Below are 17,042 nucleotides of genomic sequence, written 5' to 3' on the forward strand. Positions count from 1 at the left end.
CCAACGACATCGAGCATCCCCATGCCCACTCTGTTCAAACGCTACCGCACAGTGCTGTTTTACCATCGCAACCTGAAACTCTTGGAGCCGCCGTATTTCCTGATGGCGGAATGGATGGCGTTGAAGATGGTTTTCGCGACACTGTGCCTGGGGCTGGTGCATTTTCTTTACGCTCAAGCGGGGGAGTCGGGTCTTTTGCAGGTTGCCCCTGCAAGCTACAGCTATCACATGGCCCAAGTATTCATGTGCCTCCTGACCTCATTGTGCATGTCGGGAACGCTGTACAGGCTTTACCAGCGCAAGATCACCCCTGAGCAATACTCATGGATCACGGACGTGCACCCGCTCTTGAAGTTGCCGGCCCCGGTAGTGGAGATGACTCGTCTGGAGCTGGCGCTGTACGTGTACCGGTTCTACGAGCTCAATCAGGCAGACCAGGATCGGTACCACCCGTGGCAGTAGTTAATTGACGTGTTGTCAATTCAAGTGATATGTTCTCCGAACTTCTATTCCCGGACGGACACGGCGCATGCACATTCAGAACCCACGCTTCGAGGCACTGATCAACGATTACATGGCTGACCCTGAAAACAACCACGTTTTCGAGGTGAAGGGGCCGGTTGAGCGCATCATTGTCTCGCCTCGCGAGGACGGCGAGCAGGGCTGGAGCGTCGAGTATTTCTGCCAGCAAGATCCACTGCGCCCGTTCCTGATCAAGCTCACGCCAGAAGATCTCCTGGGCTGGATGTGGGCTGACCAGAAGAAGGCCCGCGCCTGATCCATGAACTACTTCAAAGTGCTCGAAATGACCCCAGACTGCTTTCTGGGGTTTGCTCGTAGGTCGCCGGCGATACTCAAGCTTGAAGCCTGGATCGTTAAGGTAACCGTCACCCTGAGGAGCGCATCGCTGCTGTTACTGGTGATGGCGCTTGCCTGTTTCTCCGGCTTTGCCAGTACCGATGAGCCAATGCTGACCACGGCTTTGACGGTAAGCGCCGTCGCCATGCAGCTGATTGCCTACGTGCTCTGCATGTGGCTGATCTACAGACTATCCAAGCAAGCCAGCTCCCGCGAATTTGACTGGTGTGAGGATCGCTTCAGGGCCATCCATATGCCGGCTCCCTACAAGCACATGAATCGTTACGTGCTGGCCAGCTATGTGGACGCAGAGGTCAAGTGCCGCCTGCGCCAGCAAACACCAGCACACCCAACTGAAATTGAGGGTTGATCCCATGGCTACCGCTGCCAGGCCGCTGCCTGTAAACGCCCACGGCGTCCCGCAATACCCCAAAGGACACTCGGGTCGACTGCTTGCTGTAATGGCTGCCATCGATCTGCTGGAGCGTCCTACGGCCTACACGATTGCCGGGTTTACTGGCCTGAGCAAGGGCAACATTGACCGTTATGTGTCGGCGCTCAATGCAGAGCTGGGCACCCAAGTCCAAAAGGACGCTACCGGGCGGTACCTGATCGAGTCCTGGGGCCAGATTCTGAACCCTGAAGGCGTAAAATCAGCTCTAACGATTGGTAAGTATTGACGGTTCTATTAAATAGAACTAGAATCCCACCCATCAACTGATTAGGAGACCCGATATGGGCATTCTTGAACAATTGCGTGGACTGGGATTCAGACTGGAAGATGGCAACCGCCGCTTCGAACTCTCCGTCCAGTGCCGCAAAATTCTGGCCCGCTGCCGGGCGAACGATGAGAGCCAATTGCTCCAGTTCTCCGTGGTGAAGGGCAAGCTGAAAGCCAAGCAGATTCCGAGTGAAGAAGCTGCAAACATGGGCGTTCCGGGCTTCTTTGTCCGCCGAGTGGCCTAACCCAGTCTGTGAGTAGATGCCATGCTGTTTGACTCTTCTGAGCAGTTCCCGGAACCGACCGCGTTTCATGTCATCATGCAGGAACCGCCTGAACAGATCACGGTTCACGCCTACCGGGAAATGCTGATTCGGAAGGCTATCGGCAAGGATCTCATTGGACTGCGCAAGATCGAGATCAGGCCCTATAAGCCTGAAGAAACCCAGGTAAACCGCCATCACCGGCTGGACAAGGTCACGCTCACTGAACAAACGGCATCATCCCTTTTTCTTCGGGCGTTGGTGATGGAGAGTTCTCTGCGCAAGCCTGATTGTGAGTTTTGCCGTGATCACGCCGGCAAGATGAAGCTGGTCGAGCATAAGTGGCTCCCGAGCCAGTTCTGGAGTGGTAACCGTGCGCCAGCCTACAAGGTGACGTTGCAGGCCCCATTCCAAGAGATCACCGTTCGATCTGATTTTGAAAGCTCGGTGGGTTCAATGATCCCCAATGACGTTAAGCGCATTCGGAGCATCGAGATCAGGCCGTACAAGCTGAATGAACCGCAGACCAAGTACTTCTGCGGATTGAACAACACGTCCTCGGAGCAACACTCCGTGGCCATATCCGGGCTTCACCTGTTTGTCATGGAGGGGAGTCTTCGGGCTCCGGGATGCACTTCATGCGTGAGTCAGGCCTGAACAGTTTTCAGTGACAGGGACGTCGCCCCCTTTTTATACAGCGCCCGTGACGCCTCATAGGATTTGAGGTTATGGGGTGTTCTGTAAACTTCGCCCAAGGACATCACCATGCTGAAGCGCTTGCTGCAAGCATTACGACCAGAACCATTGCTGCCGCTGAGCCTGGATGCCTATCTGTCGAAGCATCTGCCTGGCGCCGCCTATGACAGCTACGAGCTGACCGATAAAGTTCGCCGCGCCATGCGAAAGCTTGGACTGCGCAACGCCAAATCCGAAATTCTGCATATCGCTGACGCGGAGAGTGGGTCTGTGGTTTTTACGGTTAAGGTGTCGGGCGAGGTCGGTTTCTTCCGCAGGCGGGCTGCTTCGGGCTATGTGGCTCGGGCGGGCGACTTGGTCAGTGAGCTCTCCGGCACATCAAAAATCAGCATCGAGTATATGCCGCATGCCTACTGGTACTGTGGCTACATCACCTGGTCGTCCTGGAGGGCGCAACCTTGAACGATATTGGAAGAAAGGATGGCGCTCCAGCGGCCTTGGAGTACATCAGCCGCGAGAAGATCAATGAGGTTGCCGAGTACCTGCAAGGCACCGCCAAATCGCTGGGAGACGCCCTGGAGACGTTCTCGCTAGAGATGGACGAGGGTGCTCTGCAGCAGGCGCTTCTGGAAGCTGACGTGGAGATCTGTGGTCAGTGCGACTGGTGGCATGAGGTCTGTGAGCTTGAATACAGCGAGGAGCATGGCTGTGGTCATTGCCAGCCGTGTCGTGAAGAGCTTGGCCTGGAAAGTGAGGAGTAACTCATGGACGGCGTAACGTATCTGTTTCAGGTGTCAGGCCAGACCTGGATGACACTGCTGTGTACTGTTCTGATCATCATGATCCCCTTGCTGATGGTGATGAACAAGATCAGGCCTGGTACGGCTATCGCCTGGATCCTGATGGTCTCCTTTTACAAGTGCCTGGAATTGAGCCTGCCAGAAGGGAAGGGCTGGTCTGACTTCTTCAGCGGAGCCCTTACAGACTCCGAGCTAATCGGGATGTTCACCACCACTTTGTTTGCTGTGAGCGCGATTACGCTGCTCGGTCTGATGCTGCTGAAGAATGTGTCCGAGTTCCTGGATGAAGTGGTTGGGCCCGATGACCCACCCCCGGCGCGAAACCACTATAGCAATCAGCCATCCGCAACCATTCTGGCGTTCCCGGCAAAGAATCAGCACAATGCGGCCCTGAATAACCGCCAGTCCTAATTTGGCTACAAACTGGAGACTCCCATGTCCGAGAAAACCAAAGCCGGTATCGCGTTTCTGGTGATTGGCGCCCTGGCATTTACGATTGGAACCTTCGTTTTGAACGGCATGAAAGCCGATGTGTTGGCAGTCATAAACGCACTGCCGGCGAACGATCCTTCCCTGGGCACGCTGAACAAGGTCATCGAGAAAATTGGCTATGCCGGAACGCTGATGACCGTTACTCCAACCTTCCTCTTCGGCGTTGGCTTCGCCTGGGTTAGAACCGGGATCAAGCAGCAGAAAAACTAACATTCTGCTGGTGACGCAAAAGGGTGCTTCGGCGCCCTTTTTGTTTGATTGGAGAATGGCTGGATGTGATGCAGATCGCTCTAGATCCAGTGTTTAAAGGGGGTGCGCTATTTGACGGTCATTTGACTGGCGCGTTGAATTGACCGGCAATCTGCCATCATATACGCTCAGCGGATAGGTTCAATATGTGTCAGGGAAGGTCATGATCAATTTCAAATGCGATGAGTGCAGCAAGCCGATTCAGGTCTCTAAAGAGATGGCTGGCAAGCAAGGCAAATGTCCACATTGCGAATCGCCGATGATAGTGCCGGCTCCAATGATTTTCGATCTGGACGAGACGGAAGCTACTGATGGTAAGCAGGTCTCATGGGTGGCAGATCTGGCGAAGGTCGATCCTCCGGCGCAGCCGACTGGCCCTAAACCTATGCCAATGGCTGATAAGGCCAAGTTGTTCATTGGCACATTGCTGTACTGGGTCTTCGGTCTGATCTTCGGCTTATCGACGCTGGCGGTTATCTTCCAAGCACCGGTGGCTGCAATTCCACTGCTCTTGGCGACCATTTTGTTGCTGCCACCGTTATGCAACACGCTCATGGTCAAGTTTCAGTTTGACCTCCAGCCGTCATATCGGGTGATTGGAGCCGTGGGGCTCGGGGTTGTGGGCATGCTCCTGTTCTCCAACCACATTCAGACTGAAATGATCACAAAAAATCAGGCAGCAGAGTTGGCTGCGGGCCAAAAAATGGTCGAGCAGAAAAAGGCCGATACGGACTATTTGGTTGCAAACAAGCCAGCAATAACTGCCCAGTTTCAGCAGTTGCTGGACGCGAAGAAGGTTACTGAAGCCAGGGACATGCTGCAAAAATACAATGGCCTGGGTGATGCCGATGTAGACGCCATGTTCACCAAAGCCGATGTAAAGGCCAAGGAGATCGCCAGAGATGAGCAGGGCGCTGTCCTAAAGACCAAGTTGGCGCAACTGGGTAACGATGACTACGCCGGCCAGGAGACGACCTACAAGGCCCTGCTGGCGCTCTACCCAGGCAACAAGGAGTACACGGACAAACTCGCGGCGGCTTCCCAGCAGATCAAGAAGGCCAATGAGTTTCAGCAGCGTAAGATGGCCGGAGAGGCTTGGAGTTATCAGACTTCTCAAGACTCTATGACTCAGAAGCCTGTCACCATAGCGTCCCTTGGGTCGACCAGCAGATTGTCCTTTGACTTTCCTTACGGCGGGCTTCAACAGGCGACTCTCGAGCTGCGTAAGCACCCACGCTGGGGGCAGGACGTTATCCTGCAGATCGAAAAAGGTCAGTTTATCTGCAACTCCTACGCCGGTTGCGATGTGTCGGTTCGCTTTGGGAGTGGAAAGCCTAAGCGATTCTCTGCCACCGAGCCGAGCGACAACGACAGCACTTACATCTTCCTCAGGGGATACAACAGCTTCGTCAGTGAGATGCGCAAGGTCGATAAGATCTACATCGAGGCTCAGTTCTACCAGGAAGGCAATCGCACCATGGAGTTCGCGGTTGATGGCCTGGACTGGAAATAGGCACCAGATCCACATAGGGCCCGCTTCGGCGGGCTTTTTGTTAGCCGAGGACATTGTGCCCACGGTAGCGGTAGCGTCAAACTAGGACTATCCACCTGATTCACCTCAAGGAACGAACCCCGTGAGCAAGCCTGCTTCCAATCGCGCCAGCGAGAACATTTTCTACCATGTGTATGGCCAGCAGAACGTGCTGGAATTTCGCAACGAATCGCAGGAAAAAGACTTCAGCCTCTACTTCCCGTGCTACGTGCCGACTATGGCTAATCAGAAGGTCTCAACCTACGGTGAATTCGTAGCCTTCTTGGTCACCAAGGCTGAAGAGTTTGGTTGCAGACCGCCAAAGTCTCCTGAGAGTCTCCAGGCCTTGGAACTCACACCCGAGACGCTTTACCGCATGGTTTACAACATGGTCGACAAGGCTGCGCTTAACTTCGACAACGCGAAGGATCTGAAGGACGCAGAGCCGTTGGCCGCATCCCTGGTCGAGTACGTTAAGCAATTCGCTGACTTCGAGGAGCCGGAGGTTGATCCAGAGCGGTTCAAGGTGGCTTATGAGTTGAGCGCGAGAATGTCGTTCAGGCGTACCGAAGACGATCTTTCAAAGCTTGATGAGTCCTCTGTCGAGCGAAAGGCCAGCAAAACCAGTCTGAAAATCCTGATGAACGTTGATCACCTGCCCAGGATGGTCGCGTACATCTTCGGCTCAACGTCGGCCAGACAAATGGGAAGAATTGTCGGCACTCGCTTGGCCCAGTCGCTCGATAACAGTCTTCAGCCCTCGTAACAGCAAGAAGCGCATGTAACACGTCTCCCTGGCTGATATGATCGCGAAAAATACCCAGCCAGGGATCTCCTCGATGGCCAATACCCGTAAATCCTTCTTGCACTTCCTTTTGGGTCTTCCTACGCCTAAATCGGCGCCTGAAAGCGTGCAGAAACCTCCAGAAAGCGTGTCAAAACCCTTAGACCTGGAGCAATACCGGGACTACGAGCCATACCGTTTCGAGAGCATCTGGGAAGGTCAGGACACGACTATCCTTAAGATCTTCCGGTGGGCAGATGGGGATTCTGGTGTTTCGGTGCAGTACAGCGCCAACGAAGTGCGTTTTGATGTGACAGGCTGGTCACACGGCTACTTGATCCCATCGATCCGGCATTTCAAATACGAGACCTGCAAATACAGGTTGCCAGCAGCGGTTGATGAGCTTATCGCCAGGTACTCCAACTGCAAGTGGGAAACCAGCAGCGCTGAGGACATCAACGGTTTTATTCGAAAAGCCTCGGAGATGATCGGTGCTGAGGACTTCTGGATTGCCAGGTTACTCTTGATGGCGTGCCCGCTCGTAAGCGCCTGGGTCGAACTCAGAGAGACTGGTCGTAAGATCGGCCCGATCACCGACTTCATGGATCTGGATTCGTACCGCGAGATGAGCTGGAATACTGTGATATCGGCGCCGGTGAAAGAGCAGATGAAGCGCTACATGCAGACTTTCGGGGATTACACTGACTCGTCCCCTCTATTTGGCGACCTCAGCCACCGCAACCATGGCCATGTTCAAACCCTGCTCAGCCTTCTGATTGCGCCTTCTGATGGCCGGGTCGTCGAAAACCCGGTAACTCCGCGCTACAGGCGGGACGACATAAGTCTTGGGTATCGCTCGAATCGAACAATCGGCTCAATTTCGGTGGTAGCTGAAGGTGGTGTTTACCAGATTGAGCTAACGCACCCGTCGACCGAATTTAAGCAGGCGATTGTTTCAAAACGCGATTAGAATACGCGCTCCTGAAAAATGAGGTGGTATATGCAACAGAACGGTCTTGAGCCTACCGATGAGGTTAGGAAGGTTGGCGGCGAGGAAGTCGTGATGGATGAAACTGAATATCTGTTGAGTTCAGAGGCGAATGCCAAGCGGCTGCGTGAATCCATTGCCCAGTTGGACGCTGGGAATGTAGAGATCATCAAGTACAGCCTCTGACGTGCGCTGAACCCTGAAAATTCCAGGTGTTGTTAGATCCTAGCTGGCGCGACAATTGATGGCATATGTTTTTGCCCCTATACTGTCGCGGCCCGCAAACCCTGGATTTCCCACACGATGGCCCATAACGCTGCTCGTCTCTTGTCTACTCTGCTACTGGCCGGCGTGCTGGGCGGAGCGGTAAGCCTGATTGCTTCGAGCATGACAGCCAAGTACCTGGACAAAGAAGTCGGCAAGACGTTGGCCATCAGGGCTCCCTACGAAAAGCTTTCCCTCGATGCCTTCAATCGATTTGAGGCGGGCAACAAGGGGATGGTGATCAACCTGGAGGCTATCTCGTACAAGGGGTATCCGCTGGGCAACTTGCTGGTGATGGCAGCCTACAGTCGCAAAGGCGATACCCAGGCCCAAGAGCGCCATCTCGTTAAGAGCATGGGCTTGATGGATGATCCGGATCTGCTCTTGCTGCTCACGTACGGTCGTCAGCTGTTTGAGTCCAAAGCCCAGCCAGAAGCTGCCGCTGATGCGCCACAGACTGCGCTGACGCCGAATGACAGGCTTTGGCTGAGCTCGTGCTTTGCGAACCTCCAGGAGCGCTACAGTGGCCGGCTCGGCGCCATCCGTGCCAAGTACGCCTATTACGCTCACACCAAATCATGCGTGCCTACTCCAGGCTTCGCACCGTAATTGCCTCACTACAGATTTAAGGAACTCAAGGATGTCCGTTGCGCCAGCAGTATTGAATTTCGTCGCCTCAGATCAGCCGTACCGGGAGCGCCAGCGCGTATGCCGCCTGGAGGCCTTCTTCGACCCGGAGCTGGGTATGCGCTTCGGTCATGTGATCCGGATCTACTCGAGCCTGGTCTCTACCGATCCACGCCATCCTCGCCACGAGCTGTATGAGGTGCTGTGGGATAACGGCGCGAAAGAAGACGACCTGCTGCGCCACGCGTTGCACCTGGTTCCGCTGGAAGAGAGCGAGATCGTCGCCCGTGAAGCGTTCCAGGCAGCTGTCGCCGCCGACGTAGAGCAGTTCCAAAAGATCATTTGGGAGTGATGAGCTGATGCACGGAATTGATATCAGAAATATCGGCGGGCCTGTGAGTGCGATGCCTCCTGAAGTCCAAATGTCGGTCAATGCCATGTCCCTTTGCGTTGAAGTCGGGCGTGAAGTCGGCGGCAAGACTGAGCTGCCCAGTGGCATGTTCCGTTACGACCTGAAGGCGCCAAGCTCGTTTTGGGTGATGCCTCGGCTGAAGCTCGACCCAAGCAAGATCAAGCCACGGTCTCGCGAGGAGCAAATCAAGTTTTGGGACGATTTCAAAGCAAGTATGGACGCCTCTGATGCGAAGTATCACAGGCACCAGCTGCGTGAAGTTGAGATGAAGCTGAGGGGGTGCAAGTTTGTGCCGGCCCAGGTGCTCAACGCGATTTACCGAAAGGCCAAGAAGTCCCTGGACAAGACTGGCTCGTACACCATGCGAGACGGGCGCGAGCTGAGAACTATCAGCAAAGAGACCATCTGTTAACGAACAAAGGGTAAAAAATGTCAGATTGCGGTGGCTGCACCAATTTCACCAAGCTCGGCGGCAACTTCGGTGGTGGCCTTTGCGAGTTCCACGACGCCAGAACTACTAGCGACGGCGGTCATGGTTGCAAGGATTTCAAGGCGCCAAAGCATGATCGCCTGGCTGAAAAGCGCCAGGTGACCAAAATCATCAAAGCCGAGCTCTCAGAGTAGGGCGGGAAACCATAATGAGTACACCGAACAGAAAGCTCCCTGCCGGCGCCTACGAGTCCCTTCGCGGGTTTAAGGGCCAGTCTGCCGCAGCCATCCACATGATTCAGGACAAGGCCAAAGGTAAGGTTGCGCTGGTGGAAGCTCAGAAGCTGATGGCTGCGAACCCTGAGTGGACGAGCCTGATCTACAAGGCGCTTATGGCCGGCACGGGTGGAATTGTTGGTATTGACGATGCTGATGAAGATTGGCTGGATCGTGTTTTCGAAGGTCATCCTTCGGCTGTATAGGGCGCGGTAATAGCCCTGGAGATTTTGATGTCCCATATTTCGACCCAAGAACAACGCGACCAATTCAAGGCGCTTGTCCGCCAGCATGTTACTGATGTGCTTCCTGAAGAAGAGTGGATCTGGCTGCGTGAGCGTGCTTTGGATCAGATGGCAGGTGTCATGCCATATCCTGCAGTTGACCCGACAGAAACCCCTGAGCAGCTGATCGACAAGAACGTCTGTGAGGACAATGGGGAATCCTCGGATGAGATCATTGCCGGCCTGGGCGTAGACGTAACAGAGATCGGATTCATTGATGGACACCCAGTCCGTTACTTGGAGCGAACAGGGATATACATGTGGGATATCCCGCCTGAATCCGGTACAGCCCCTTCATTCAGTCTGTCGTTCTGGATTTCGTTTCCTGCATACCCTCCTGGTTGGTAAGCAACCAGCAAAAAAATAAAAATAAGAGGTTGCCCATGAAGGCGTCTGATTTCTTCTGTCCCAAGTTCATTGCTGGCGCCATGGTGAGCCTGGCCATCTCGGCGGCGGGGTATGCGCTGATCCTCAAGCCTTATCACGATGTGTCGTTGCGTGATGCGGTGGTCAGCGCCAACGTTGTATCCAGCTACTACGCCATCAAAGACCCAATCAACACGCCCCGATTGGCGGTCGATAAAGCGTTGGGGCAGGGGTCAGGGGCCGCGTACTTCGTGCAGACTCGCATCCTCATTGAAGATCAGATGAAGGCGAAGGGGATCACCTCCAAGAGTACTGCCGAGGAACGCTCGAAGATTGACCTGTCAAAGGTCGACGCGCTGTTACTCGACTCAGTGAACGTCCTGACCGATGTCCAGCTGCACCAATATCTGAACGCAGACGCCGCACGCTTCGATCTCCTGGCCAGACTTGATCTGTTTGGTGCGGTAGATCCTCTGCCTGAGAGCAGGCCGGACTATTTCATCACTACCGCGTCCGGCCTTTCCAAGGATGATCAAGCACGCCTGACTGAATGCCGCGCCCTGCTCAACAAGAAGGTCGGCCCGCTCTACGTCGCACTGCACTCCGATGCCTCGGGCATGTGCAAGCAACCGGAGCCGGTCAAAGCCACACCAGCATCCTGATACACCTCATCGACGGGTGATCTCTTTCGGGGGATCGCCCGTTTTATATGCATCACTCGCTTGCTAAGGAACAACATGAAAGCATTGAAAATGACTCTGGGCGCCCTGACAGTGCTGGCGCTGGCTATTTCTGCCGGTTGCCAGTCCACGCCCCCTAAGGCCCAGATTCAAAAAGTGGATACCCTGGGCGTTGCGTACTACCGGGTGCAGCTCAACGACCAAAAGGCGCCAGACGTAGATTGGGCCCTGGTCAACCAGGATCTGAGCGGCGATGCCGGCATCGGTTCCGGTATCTGGAAAAAGCTGGTTGGCGATAAGCCTGCTGATCCCCTCAAGGTGATTGGCTACACCAAAGTGAGCCGCGATACGCGCCAGACAGTGATGCTCGACCAAGCGGTTAGTGCTGAGCGTCTGATCGATGCCCTGTCCAAGCAGGGGACGGTTTCCCTTATTCATGAATCCAAGTCCACGAATTTGGCGGTTCCTGAGAACATGAAGGGAGCCAAGCTTCAAGAAAACGCCACAATCACCAAGGCTTTCATCCCACAGAAGCAATGCGAAAACACCGGCACGCGTCCTGGTGCCACAGCGGTATCGTTGGCTCCTGGCTTCTGGACGGCAGACTACTTGTTCACCTATACCCCGATGAGAGTCGTGGGTGATCTGACGCTGCTGAACTTCCAGGCTGAGTTCAGTACCCAGACCAAGATTCCGGACTGCAGCAATCCAGGGCAAATGGAAAGTCACCGCGATCTGACGACCGAAATCCAGCAGGTCATCTTTCTGGATAAGGATTCATCCGTGGTGCTCTCCGGGATCCGCAATAGCGGCATCGACAAGTCCCTCGTCCATTCAGAAGCCGGCAAAGCTGGTGCCGATGCTGCTGCAAGCGCCAACGAAGTCGTGCTGATGGTGCTGCGGCCAAAGATTGGCTGATGGCTTAAGGCAAAATCTGAAAGCAACAAAAAACCCCTGGGAGATCCCCAGGGGTTTTTGCGTTTCAGGTAGAGAGGAGCAGGCTATTCAGCCTTCTCCTCATGCTTATCGGTGCCGAACTGGCCGTGCTGGATTTCCCAGATTCTTTTGAACGAGCCATCTGGTGGGGTTTTAGTGCAGGCGCCGAAAGAGTGGAAGTTGGTAAAGAACGCCCATTGGTGTTTGAATTTTTCATCTAGCTTGAGTTTGCAGGCTGTCAGCTGATCTTTGGTCTGCTGATCGAAGGTGCTGTAGACACTGAACTTGGCGCGGTTTTTCAGCGTGGTGGATACTTCAGCATCGTCGAGGCCACTGAAGATCCGGTCTCTTTCAGTGTCGTTGAACAGCTCTTCTGAGTTTCTAAGAACACTCAGCAGCTCCAGGTCTCGCGCCTCTTCAACAGCTCTGAGGATGACGGTATTGGACTTGCTCAGATCGACGGCTTCGAAGGTGGCTTTGGGGTTTGTCATGTCGACACCAGCCTTCTTGAGTGCGTCTTCTCTGTAGAGGATGTTGAGCATTACGTATGCGGTCGACACATCCTTATGGCTCAGTTGCTCCAGGCGATCAAGTGCCTTTTGGTCTCCTTTGGATGCCTGCTTGTAGACATCAATGACCTCAATCGTATTGGTCAGCTTGTAGTCGATAGCCTCAAACAGCGGTTTGAAGACCAGATAGTGCGTGAGGACGATAGCGCCAGCCAAAAAAGCCAGGTTGAAGATGCAGGTTGCGATGATGGCGTAGCGGGATTTTTTCTTGGTGTTGTCCATGTTCACTCTCATAGGGCCCTGTGACTCAGGGAATGGGGTCACAAGACGCTGTCAGTGCCTGGTCTAAGTGCCAGGCTCGGGCCGATCATACGCAATAAATTGACAGATAAGAATGATTGCGGATTGATGCTTTTTTGAGTGTCTCGTTGACAATGAGGCAACGTTGCCACATTATCTCATCCATCGATTCAGAAACGCAGGATTTGAAAATGACGGAACCCACTTTGATGACGAGTCGTGAGTTTAACTCCGACACCGCTGGCGCTAAGCGAGCTACCGCGAATGGCCCGGTGTTCATCACTGATCGCGGCCAACCCTCGCACGTTCTGCTGTCCTACCCGGCGTACGTTGAACTGACCTTCGAGAAAGGCACGCTGTTCGAAGCTTTTTCCGGTCATGATGCTGAAGACGCTGATCTTGAGATTGCCATCCCTCACATTGACAGCAGGGCTCTCTGATGTTCATTCTCGACACCTACGTGATCAACGAACTGCGCAAGATGGAAGGCCTGGAAGGCTCAGAAGAGCTTGAGCGCTTCGCCAAGTCCATGCCGGCCCAGAACATGTTCGTTTCGGCGGCAAGCCTGATCGACATCGCGAATGCCATCAATGGCACCACGAGCCTTGTTTCTCGGGCTCTTCTTGAGGGATGGTTCTACGACCATGTGCTAATGGCAATGAGGGATCAGACGCTCCCAGTCGACGCGGATACCATCAGGTTCTGCCGCGAGATGGATCTCGGTGCTGCCGGTGTGACCACTTACGCCATGATCGCGGCCCAGGCTGTCCTGAAGGGGATGACTATCGTGACGCGTCATCCGGAGCTCTACGCCTTTGCCGGTGTCAGCATCCTGAACCCATGGCGAGCGGTTGACCACCCGGAGCGCGAGCGCCAGATTCAGGAAGGAATCGACGATGCTGACAACGGCAGGCTGAAGCCTTTGGAGGACGTTGCGGCCAAATGGCGAGAGCGTGGCTTGAGAAATAAGAGCGAGTTGGTACCAGGTTATGGGCCGGATAAGACCCGTTAAAGCCAGATTCTGGTCTTTAATGGTCAAACCTGACCTTTAACAGAGAACGATCCTAGATGGAGTTTTGCCATGGGTTCCAAGTCCTTAGCCGTTGCACAATGCATAGTCGACAAATCGGAAGTACCGATTTCGCCGATGAAGCTGCTGAAGCTGGTGTACATCGCGCATGGCTACAGGCTGGGACTGGATGGCGCTCCATTGCTCGATGAGCAGGTTCAGGCTTGGAAGTTTGGGCCCGTTGTAGCGAGTGTTTACCACGCGGTGCGCGACTACTGCTCCAACCCGGTGACGAAAGTCGCTGGCGCGGGCGAGTGGGCCGGGGTGTTGACCATCAGGGAGTTGATGATCATCAGTATTGTTCTGGACAAGTACGGTCGGGTCGACGCTGTGGCGTTGTCTGGAGCGACCCATAAGCCAGGCACTCCGTGGTCAACGACCTGGTCTATGCGCCAGCAGAACACTGAGATCTCCAATGACCTGATCACTCATTTCTACCGGAACATGATGGGCGAGCCGGTTCATTCCTCGCTGTAGAGCTGCCTTGCAGGCGGCTTTATGGTGGTGGCCTGGCGTACTGGGGCCAATCAGGGTAATTTCGCACCCCCTCATGGCTGTATAGCCGTAACGAATCAAGCGACAAAGGATTGAAGCCAGATGGCCGACAACGACTCTAACCAACTGACACTCGCCGACGAGGTCGAGGCCTGCTACAGGTTCTCCCAGCACTTGCTGGTGACTGTGCCGCAGATGTCCCTCGTAGTGCAGTGGCAGATGAAGGGCGACATGTTGGTTGATCTGGCAGCGGATCTGCGCCATCGCTTCGAGCATGGGGAAGGTCTGCGCTCCGAGCAAGAAGAACGCGCACGCGGGAAGGGTTACTCGCTCCTGGAAGAGACAATTCTGGTCGCCGACCATGTGAAAAGGCTCTATGAGGACGCCATTGAGTTGCCGCCAGCGGTTAACCAATACCTGCGAGACCTCAACATCCTCATGCAGAGCGCCTCCATTGAGCTGAACTCGATGGTCTTCACCGGTAAGCCAACTGTTCGCTATGTGCGCCCGTATGCGGCCTGTGACAGCCTGTGGGCCTATCCGCCTGAAGCGTACGCCGCAGTACCCCTAACGCCAGCTCCTCCCGTCTACGCGGCTCGTGAGAAGTATCTGAGCGCATTCCCGAACTACGTCGATGGCCAGGACTATCTTCGCGGCTTCGATAGCGGCGAGAAGTCGGTGATCCAGCGCCAGCGAATGGAGCTGAGGTTTCGCAAGAAGGAAGTGCTGTTGCGCCTGGAGCGCGAGCTGAGCGGCTTCTCGGATACCACCCAAGAGTCAGACCTGTACGGCTTCCTGGGCCAGATGACCGGTCTGGTAGAGGGTGGCCTGTTGGACAGGGACAAGGCAGACGAGTTGAACCACTTGGCCAAAATGCAAGTTCTAGAGTGGAAACGGAAATGAAAATTCCTATCGCACAACGCTGGATCATGCCCAAAGGCGCCATCTATGAGGTGGGTATCTGCTTTCGCTGTGGGAAGCCGGTCAAGCCTGGGAAAGCGACGGTCATGGAGGAGGATATGCACGCCTGCCAATTCCACGACATGGGCGTCCCCGAGGAAAACATCTCTGGCCTCATGGTTGTCGGTCTGGATTGCGCTAAGACACTTCGGCGCCTGGCGGTCGAGGAAGGCACTCCAAACACGCCTGAGCGCCGCCAAGAGGTTTTGGGACGAGCGCACGCCTACAACGCTAAGCACCGACAAGAAACAATTGCCCTGGAGCCTGGAGAACCGCTGTATTCGCTCAAGGAAAAGACTTTGGCCTATTGCGACTTTATCGACCAGGTTATCGAAGAGCAGCGCCCGAAATCTGTGCTTAAGGGCAAATAGTCGGGTCTTCCCCGTAGGGGGCTGGTTTGCATTAAACTTGCCGGCCCTTAAAAAATCAGAAGGTTCACGCGATGACTACAGAACACGAGCAGCCAAACCAATCCAGTGCTTTTAAAGGTCTGCAGGCTCGCCAGGTAGGGATTGAGTTACCAAAGTCCTCCATACCGAATCTGCTCCAGCAGTACAACGATTTCATCGACGGCTATGACAGTGTCGACGCAGGTAAAGCTGCCCCAAAAGAAACAGACGATTAAGCCCATAAGATGATGCCGATCATGGGATGGGCATCGTATGGCCAATACAGAACGGAGTCGAAGAATGCCTACCGCTAAGAAACCGCTAACCGCTCTCCAGATTGCAGAAAAACTGGAAAACGAGCACGGTCAGGCGATCCGCGCCCTGGATATGGCCAGTGGGCATAACCCAGGCTCAGCCAAGCATATCCAGTACCTGGAAAAGCATGACCGCCACATCAAGAAATTCAACGAGCTGATGGCTTCGCTCAAATCGATTTTGAAGGATGCTTAACGTGGCTGAAGCACAACGAGACGTGCCTGAAACCCCTCCAGCCACGGTGGAATTTGCCAGTTGGCTGAAGGATGCCAAGGCACATGGGCCAGCGCTTCAAGCCGCTATTGACCGTTACCTGAAGGTTTACAGCGAAATGGATCGGGCCCCAGTGGTTTACACCTGCATCGACATGCGCCAGGGGGCAATGGCGGCTGCGATTGAGGTTTACGCCTCTCTGGTGGCTGATCAGCAATCTCGCGAGGGGCAGGGGGATCTGAGTGCGGATTTACCCACACCCGCACCAGCAGCGAAGGGCCTTTTGCTCGCAGCGTCGTACCATTTCGACATGCAGAAAGACTACATGGTTGAAGCGGCTCGCCTCGAGCTCGTCCACAAGATGCACGGCGACGAAGAAAGCCTGGAGTTATCGAAGATCGCTATGGATCATGCGAAAAGCCACTCAGGTTCTGCCAGCGACATGATGCGCATGGCAATGGGGGAGAAACCCGAGCACCTCGATGATGCGTTCGGCAACTTTGCCCAGACAAGGGCGCGAATTCTTCGGTAATGTTCTGTCGTTCACCAAAAACACCAATCGATTAAGGGGTAACAATATGGGCTGGGGCTGTCATCCAGACACGATGTGCATTGCAAGAGCTTCTGCCAGAGCCAGGGCGGAAAGCGGCGAGGACGGTACGCTGGTTTACATGAAGGCTTACCGGGCTGAGTACGGCAAGATCGTTGAGCAGGATGGAATGCGAGGCGGGGCAGAGTATCTGGCAGGGTTGGACAAGACCATTGCGAAATGGGAGAACGGCCAGAAGCCCGATGATGTGATCGCGGGTATCTTTTAAACCTTGCTGCGAGGTTGGACAGGTGGCGGATGAAGTATGGGTCAACGGCGTCGAGTACGTCCCGAAGGCTTCTATTCCGGAGCTGACGGATAAAAGCCTTGAGAGTGCTCTCAAGCAGCTCGTATCGATGCAGTACTTCCGGATCGAGCATAAGGCTATCCCACAAGCCTGGGATGTCCTGAATGCCCTGGCGCCCGAGCTGGCCCAGCTTGCTGCCGACGATCCCCGTGCTGCCTACGTCCGGATGCACGGATCTGAGGACTAGTCGTCCATCAGCACCAACAAAAAACCCCTGGGATCTCCTAGGGGTTTTTGCAT

General features: G+C 54.7%; 33 protein-coding genes. 32 read left to right on the top strand and 1 reads right to left on the bottom strand.

Annotated elements, in window-relative coordinates; genetic code table 11:
- Positions 1-21: 21 nt before the first annotated feature.
- The 22 genes from DKB71_RS36580 (at position 22) to DKB71_RS36685 (ending at position 11,638) form a co-directional block, all read left to right on the top strand.
- The gene (locus tag DKB71_RS36580) at positions 22-462 is read left to right on the top strand and encodes a hypothetical protein (protein ID WP_408601495.1); all 441 of its coding nucleotides are present in this window, start codon (positions 22-24) and stop codon (positions 460-462) included.
- A 67-nt stretch (positions 463-529) separates the two neighbouring features.
- Positions 530-778, top strand: a complete 249-nt coding sequence (locus tag DKB71_RS36585; protein WP_408601496.1) for a hypothetical protein — start codon at positions 530-532, stop codon at positions 776-778.
- 3 nt (positions 779-781) lie between these two features.
- Positions 782-1,228, top strand: a complete 447-nt coding sequence (locus tag DKB71_RS36590; protein ID WP_408601497.1) for a hypothetical protein — start codon at positions 782-784, stop codon at positions 1,226-1,228.
- A 4-nt stretch (positions 1,229-1,232) separates the two neighbouring features.
- A complete protein-coding gene (locus DKB71_RS36595) occupies positions 1,233-1,538 on the top strand; it encodes a hypothetical protein (protein WP_408601498.1) in 306 nt (101 codons plus the stop codon).
- Between the two features lie 55 nt (positions 1,539-1,593).
- Positions 1,594-1,824 carry a hypothetical protein gene (locus DKB71_RS36600; RefSeq protein ID WP_408601499.1) on the top strand — a complete coding sequence of 77 codons (231 nt, stop codon included), beginning with the start codon at positions 1,594-1,596 and terminating at the stop codon, positions 1,822-1,824.
- A 21-nt stretch (positions 1,825-1,845) separates the two neighbouring features.
- Complete coding sequence (locus tag DKB71_RS36605) at positions 1,846-2,499, top strand: hypothetical protein (protein WP_408601501.1); 654 nt, start codon at positions 1,846-1,848, stop codon at positions 2,497-2,499.
- Between the two features lie 108 nt (positions 2,500-2,607).
- Positions 2,608-3,000 carry a hypothetical protein gene (locus DKB71_RS36610; RefSeq protein WP_408601502.1) on the top strand — a complete coding sequence of 131 codons (393 nt, stop codon included), beginning with the start codon at positions 2,608-2,610 and terminating at the stop codon, positions 2,998-3,000.
- A complete protein-coding gene (locus DKB71_RS36615; RefSeq protein WP_408601503.1) occupies positions 2,997-3,299 on the top strand; it encodes a hypothetical protein in 303 nt (100 codons plus the stop codon). Before DKB71_RS36610 ends, DKB71_RS36615 begins: the two co-directional genes overlap by 4 nt.
- Positions 3,300-3,302: 3 nt before the next feature.
- Positions 3,303-3,749 carry a hypothetical protein gene (locus DKB71_RS36620; RefSeq protein WP_408601504.1) on the top strand — a complete coding sequence of 149 codons (447 nt, stop codon included), beginning with the start codon at positions 3,303-3,305 and terminating at the stop codon, positions 3,747-3,749.
- 24 nt (positions 3,750-3,773) lie between these two features.
- A complete protein-coding gene (locus DKB71_RS36625; protein WP_408601505.1) occupies positions 3,774-4,040 on the top strand; it encodes a hypothetical protein in 267 nt (88 codons plus the stop codon).
- A 202-nt stretch (positions 4,041-4,242) separates the two neighbouring features.
- Positions 4,243-5,592: a hypothetical protein gene (locus DKB71_RS36630; protein ID WP_408601506.1), complete on the top strand. Its 1,350-nt coding sequence runs from the start codon at positions 4,243-4,245 to the stop codon at positions 5,590-5,592.
- Between the two features lie 121 nt (positions 5,593-5,713).
- Entirely contained in the window at positions 5,714-6,376 is a 663-nt protein-coding gene (locus DKB71_RS36635) for a hypothetical protein (protein ID WP_408601507.1), read from the top strand.
- 73 nt (positions 6,377-6,449) lie between these two features.
- Entirely contained in the window at positions 6,450-7,364 is a 915-nt protein-coding gene (locus DKB71_RS36640) for a hypothetical protein (protein WP_408601508.1), read from the top strand.
- A 30-nt stretch (positions 7,365-7,394) separates the two neighbouring features.
- Positions 7,395-7,568, top strand: coding sequence for a hypothetical protein (locus DKB71_RS36645; protein WP_408601510.1), 174 nt, complete (start codon positions 7,395-7,397; stop codon positions 7,566-7,568).
- 141 nt (positions 7,569-7,709) lie between these two features.
- Positions 7,710-8,255 carry a hypothetical protein gene (locus DKB71_RS36650; RefSeq protein WP_408601512.1) on the top strand — a complete coding sequence of 182 codons (546 nt, stop codon included), beginning with the start codon at positions 7,710-7,712 and terminating at the stop codon, positions 8,253-8,255.
- Between the two features lie 31 nt (positions 8,256-8,286).
- Positions 8,287-8,625, top strand: coding sequence for a hypothetical protein (locus tag DKB71_RS36655; protein ID WP_408601513.1), 339 nt, complete (start codon positions 8,287-8,289; stop codon positions 8,623-8,625).
- 7 nt (positions 8,626-8,632) lie between these two features.
- On the top strand, positions 8,633-9,097 hold the full coding sequence (locus tag DKB71_RS36660; RefSeq protein ID WP_408601515.1) for a hypothetical protein: 465 nt from the start codon (positions 8,633-8,635) through the stop codon (positions 9,095-9,097).
- 17 nt (positions 9,098-9,114) lie between these two features.
- Complete coding sequence (locus tag DKB71_RS36665; protein WP_408601517.1) at positions 9,115-9,309, top strand: hypothetical protein; 195 nt, start codon at positions 9,115-9,117, stop codon at positions 9,307-9,309.
- 14 nt (positions 9,310-9,323) lie between these two features.
- Positions 9,324-9,596, top strand: coding sequence for a hypothetical protein (locus tag DKB71_RS36670; protein ID WP_408601518.1), 273 nt, complete (start codon positions 9,324-9,326; stop codon positions 9,594-9,596).
- Between the two features lie 27 nt (positions 9,597-9,623).
- On the top strand, positions 9,624-10,022 hold the full coding sequence (locus tag DKB71_RS36675) for a hypothetical protein (protein ID WP_408601519.1): 399 nt from the start codon (positions 9,624-9,626) through the stop codon (positions 10,020-10,022).
- Positions 10,023-10,057: 35 nt separating this feature from the next.
- Positions 10,058-10,702: a hypothetical protein gene (locus DKB71_RS36680; RefSeq protein WP_408601520.1), complete on the top strand. Its 645-nt coding sequence runs from the start codon at positions 10,058-10,060 to the stop codon at positions 10,700-10,702.
- 75 nt (positions 10,703-10,777) lie between these two features.
- Complete coding sequence (locus DKB71_RS36685; protein ID WP_408601521.1) at positions 10,778-11,638, top strand: hypothetical protein; 861 nt, start codon at positions 10,778-10,780, stop codon at positions 11,636-11,638.
- Positions 11,639-11,721: 83 nt separating this feature from the next.
- Here the strand turns inward: DKB71_RS36685 and DKB71_RS36690 are convergent, their stop codons facing one another.
- Positions 11,722-12,447 (bottom strand): hypothetical protein, encoded by a 726-nt coding sequence (locus tag DKB71_RS36690; protein WP_408601522.1) that lies wholly within the window; start codon positions 12,445-12,447, stop codon positions 11,722-11,724.
- 209 nt (positions 12,448-12,656) lie between these two features.
- Between DKB71_RS36690 and DKB71_RS36695 the strand changes: the two genes are divergently transcribed.
- From DKB71_RS36695 to DKB71_RS36740, 10 genes are all read left to right on the top strand, one after another.
- The gene (locus DKB71_RS36695; protein WP_408601523.1) at positions 12,657-12,905 is read left to right on the top strand and encodes a type II toxin-antitoxin system Phd/YefM family antitoxin; all 249 of its coding nucleotides are present in this window, start codon (positions 12,657-12,659) and stop codon (positions 12,903-12,905) included.
- Positions 12,905-13,477 (top strand): hypothetical protein, encoded by a 573-nt coding sequence (locus tag DKB71_RS36700; protein WP_408601524.1) that lies wholly within the window; start codon positions 12,905-12,907, stop codon positions 13,475-13,477. Before DKB71_RS36695 ends, DKB71_RS36700 begins: the two co-directional genes overlap by 1 nt.
- Positions 13,478-13,546: 69 nt before the next feature.
- Positions 13,547-14,011, top strand: a complete 465-nt coding sequence (locus DKB71_RS36705; protein ID WP_408601525.1) for a Panacea domain-containing protein — start codon at positions 13,547-13,549, stop codon at positions 14,009-14,011.
- 120 nt (positions 14,012-14,131) lie between these two features.
- Positions 14,132-14,932: a hypothetical protein gene (locus DKB71_RS36710; protein ID WP_408601526.1), complete on the top strand. Its 801-nt coding sequence runs from the start codon at positions 14,132-14,134 to the stop codon at positions 14,930-14,932.
- On the top strand, positions 14,929-15,360 hold the full coding sequence (locus DKB71_RS36715; protein ID WP_408601527.1) for a hypothetical protein: 432 nt from the start codon (positions 14,929-14,931) through the stop codon (positions 15,358-15,360). The genes DKB71_RS36710 and DKB71_RS36715 overlap by 4 nt, the downstream gene beginning before the upstream one ends.
- Positions 15,361-15,431: 71 nt before the next feature.
- A complete protein-coding gene (locus tag DKB71_RS36720) occupies positions 15,432-15,614 on the top strand; it encodes a hypothetical protein (protein ID WP_408601528.1) in 183 nt (60 codons plus the stop codon).
- Between the two features lie 64 nt (positions 15,615-15,678).
- Positions 15,679-15,888, top strand: a complete 210-nt coding sequence (locus DKB71_RS36725; protein WP_408601529.1) for a hypothetical protein — start codon at positions 15,679-15,681, stop codon at positions 15,886-15,888.
- Position 15,889: 1 nt separating this feature from the next.
- On the top strand, positions 15,890-16,438 hold the full coding sequence (locus tag DKB71_RS36730; protein WP_408601530.1) for a hypothetical protein: 549 nt from the start codon (positions 15,890-15,892) through the stop codon (positions 16,436-16,438).
- Positions 16,389-16,724 (top strand): hypothetical protein, encoded by a 336-nt coding sequence (locus DKB71_RS36735; RefSeq protein WP_408601531.1) that lies wholly within the window; start codon positions 16,389-16,391, stop codon positions 16,722-16,724. The genes DKB71_RS36730 and DKB71_RS36735 overlap by 50 nt, the downstream gene beginning before the upstream one ends.
- 22 nt (positions 16,725-16,746) lie before the next feature.
- Positions 16,747-16,989: a hypothetical protein gene (locus DKB71_RS36740; protein WP_408601532.1), complete on the top strand. Its 243-nt coding sequence runs from the start codon at positions 16,747-16,749 to the stop codon at positions 16,987-16,989.
- The last annotated feature ends 53 nt before the right edge of the window (positions 16,990-17,042 follow it).

Origin of the sequence: Pseudomonas sp. PLMAX (assembly GCF_046042685.1) — a bacterium.
Taxonomy (GTDB): domain Bacteria; phylum Pseudomonadota; class Gammaproteobacteria; order Pseudomonadales; family Pseudomonadaceae; genus Aquipseudomonas; species Aquipseudomonas putida_AE.

Bases quoted from the DNA above. Each gene is read 5' to 3' on its own strand.
- DKB71_RS36580 (WP_408601495.1), top strand. From the start codon at position 22: ATGCCCACTCTGTTCAAACGCTACCGCACAGTGCTGTTTTACCATCGC.
- DKB71_RS36585 (WP_408601496.1), top strand. From the start codon at position 530: ATGCACATTCAGAACCCACGCTTCGAGGCACTGATCAACGATTACATG.
- DKB71_RS36590 (WP_408601497.1), top strand. From the start codon at position 782: ATGAACTACTTCAAAGTGCTCGAAATGACCCCAGACTGCTTTCTGGGG.
- DKB71_RS36595 (WP_408601498.1), top strand. From the start codon at position 1,233: ATGGCTACCGCTGCCAGGCCGCTGCCTGTAAACGCCCACGGCGTCCCG.
- DKB71_RS36600 (WP_408601499.1), top strand. From the start codon at position 1,594: ATGGGCATTCTTGAACAATTGCGTGGACTGGGATTCAGACTGGAAGAT.
- DKB71_RS36605 (WP_408601501.1), top strand. From the start codon at position 1,846: ATGCTGTTTGACTCTTCTGAGCAGTTCCCGGAACCGACCGCGTTTCAT.
- DKB71_RS36610 (WP_408601502.1), top strand. From the start codon at position 2,608: ATGCTGAAGCGCTTGCTGCAAGCATTACGACCAGAACCATTGCTGCCG.
- DKB71_RS36620 (WP_408601504.1), top strand. From the start codon at position 3,303: ATGGACGGCGTAACGTATCTGTTTCAGGTGTCAGGCCAGACCTGGATG.
- DKB71_RS36625 (WP_408601505.1), top strand. From the start codon at position 3,774: ATGTCCGAGAAAACCAAAGCCGGTATCGCGTTTCTGGTGATTGGCGCC.
- DKB71_RS36630 (WP_408601506.1), top strand. From the start codon at position 4,243: ATGATCAATTTCAAATGCGATGAGTGCAGCAAGCCGATTCAGGTCTCT.
- DKB71_RS36640 (WP_408601508.1), top strand. From the start codon at position 6,450: ATGGCCAATACCCGTAAATCCTTCTTGCACTTCCTTTTGGGTCTTCCT.
- DKB71_RS36645 (WP_408601510.1), top strand. From the start codon at position 7,395: ATGCAACAGAACGGTCTTGAGCCTACCGATGAGGTTAGGAAGGTTGGC.
- DKB71_RS36655 (WP_408601513.1), top strand. From the start codon at position 8,287: ATGTCCGTTGCGCCAGCAGTATTGAATTTCGTCGCCTCAGATCAGCCG.
- DKB71_RS36660 (WP_408601515.1), top strand. From the start codon at position 8,633: ATGCACGGAATTGATATCAGAAATATCGGCGGGCCTGTGAGTGCGATG.
- DKB71_RS36665 (WP_408601517.1), top strand. From the start codon at position 9,115: ATGTCAGATTGCGGTGGCTGCACCAATTTCACCAAGCTCGGCGGCAAC.
- DKB71_RS36670 (WP_408601518.1), top strand. From the start codon at position 9,324: ATGAGTACACCGAACAGAAAGCTCCCTGCCGGCGCCTACGAGTCCCTT.
- DKB71_RS36675 (WP_408601519.1), top strand. From the start codon at position 9,624: ATGTCCCATATTTCGACCCAAGAACAACGCGACCAATTCAAGGCGCTT.
- DKB71_RS36680 (WP_408601520.1), top strand. From the start codon at position 10,058: ATGAAGGCGTCTGATTTCTTCTGTCCCAAGTTCATTGCTGGCGCCATG.
- DKB71_RS36685 (WP_408601521.1), top strand. From the start codon at position 10,778: ATGAAAGCATTGAAAATGACTCTGGGCGCCCTGACAGTGCTGGCGCTG.
- DKB71_RS36690 (WP_408601522.1), bottom strand. From the start codon at position 12,447: ATGGACAACACCAAGAAAAAATCCCGCTACGCCATCATCGCAACCTGC.
- DKB71_RS36695 (WP_408601523.1), top strand. From the start codon at position 12,657: ATGACGGAACCCACTTTGATGACGAGTCGTGAGTTTAACTCCGACACC.
- DKB71_RS36700 (WP_408601524.1), top strand. From the start codon at position 12,905: ATGTTCATTCTCGACACCTACGTGATCAACGAACTGCGCAAGATGGAA.
- DKB71_RS36705 (WP_408601525.1), top strand. From the start codon at position 13,547: ATGGGTTCCAAGTCCTTAGCCGTTGCACAATGCATAGTCGACAAATCG.
- DKB71_RS36710 (WP_408601526.1), top strand. From the start codon at position 14,132: ATGGCCGACAACGACTCTAACCAACTGACACTCGCCGACGAGGTCGAG.
- DKB71_RS36715 (WP_408601527.1), top strand. From the start codon at position 14,929: ATGAAAATTCCTATCGCACAACGCTGGATCATGCCCAAAGGCGCCATC.
- DKB71_RS36720 (WP_408601528.1), top strand. From the start codon at position 15,432: ATGACTACAGAACACGAGCAGCCAAACCAATCCAGTGCTTTTAAAGGT.
- DKB71_RS36725 (WP_408601529.1), top strand. From the start codon at position 15,679: ATGCCTACCGCTAAGAAACCGCTAACCGCTCTCCAGATTGCAGAAAAA.
- DKB71_RS36735 (WP_408601531.1), top strand. From the start codon at position 16,389: ATGATGCGTTCGGCAACTTTGCCCAGACAAGGGCGCGAATTCTTCGGT.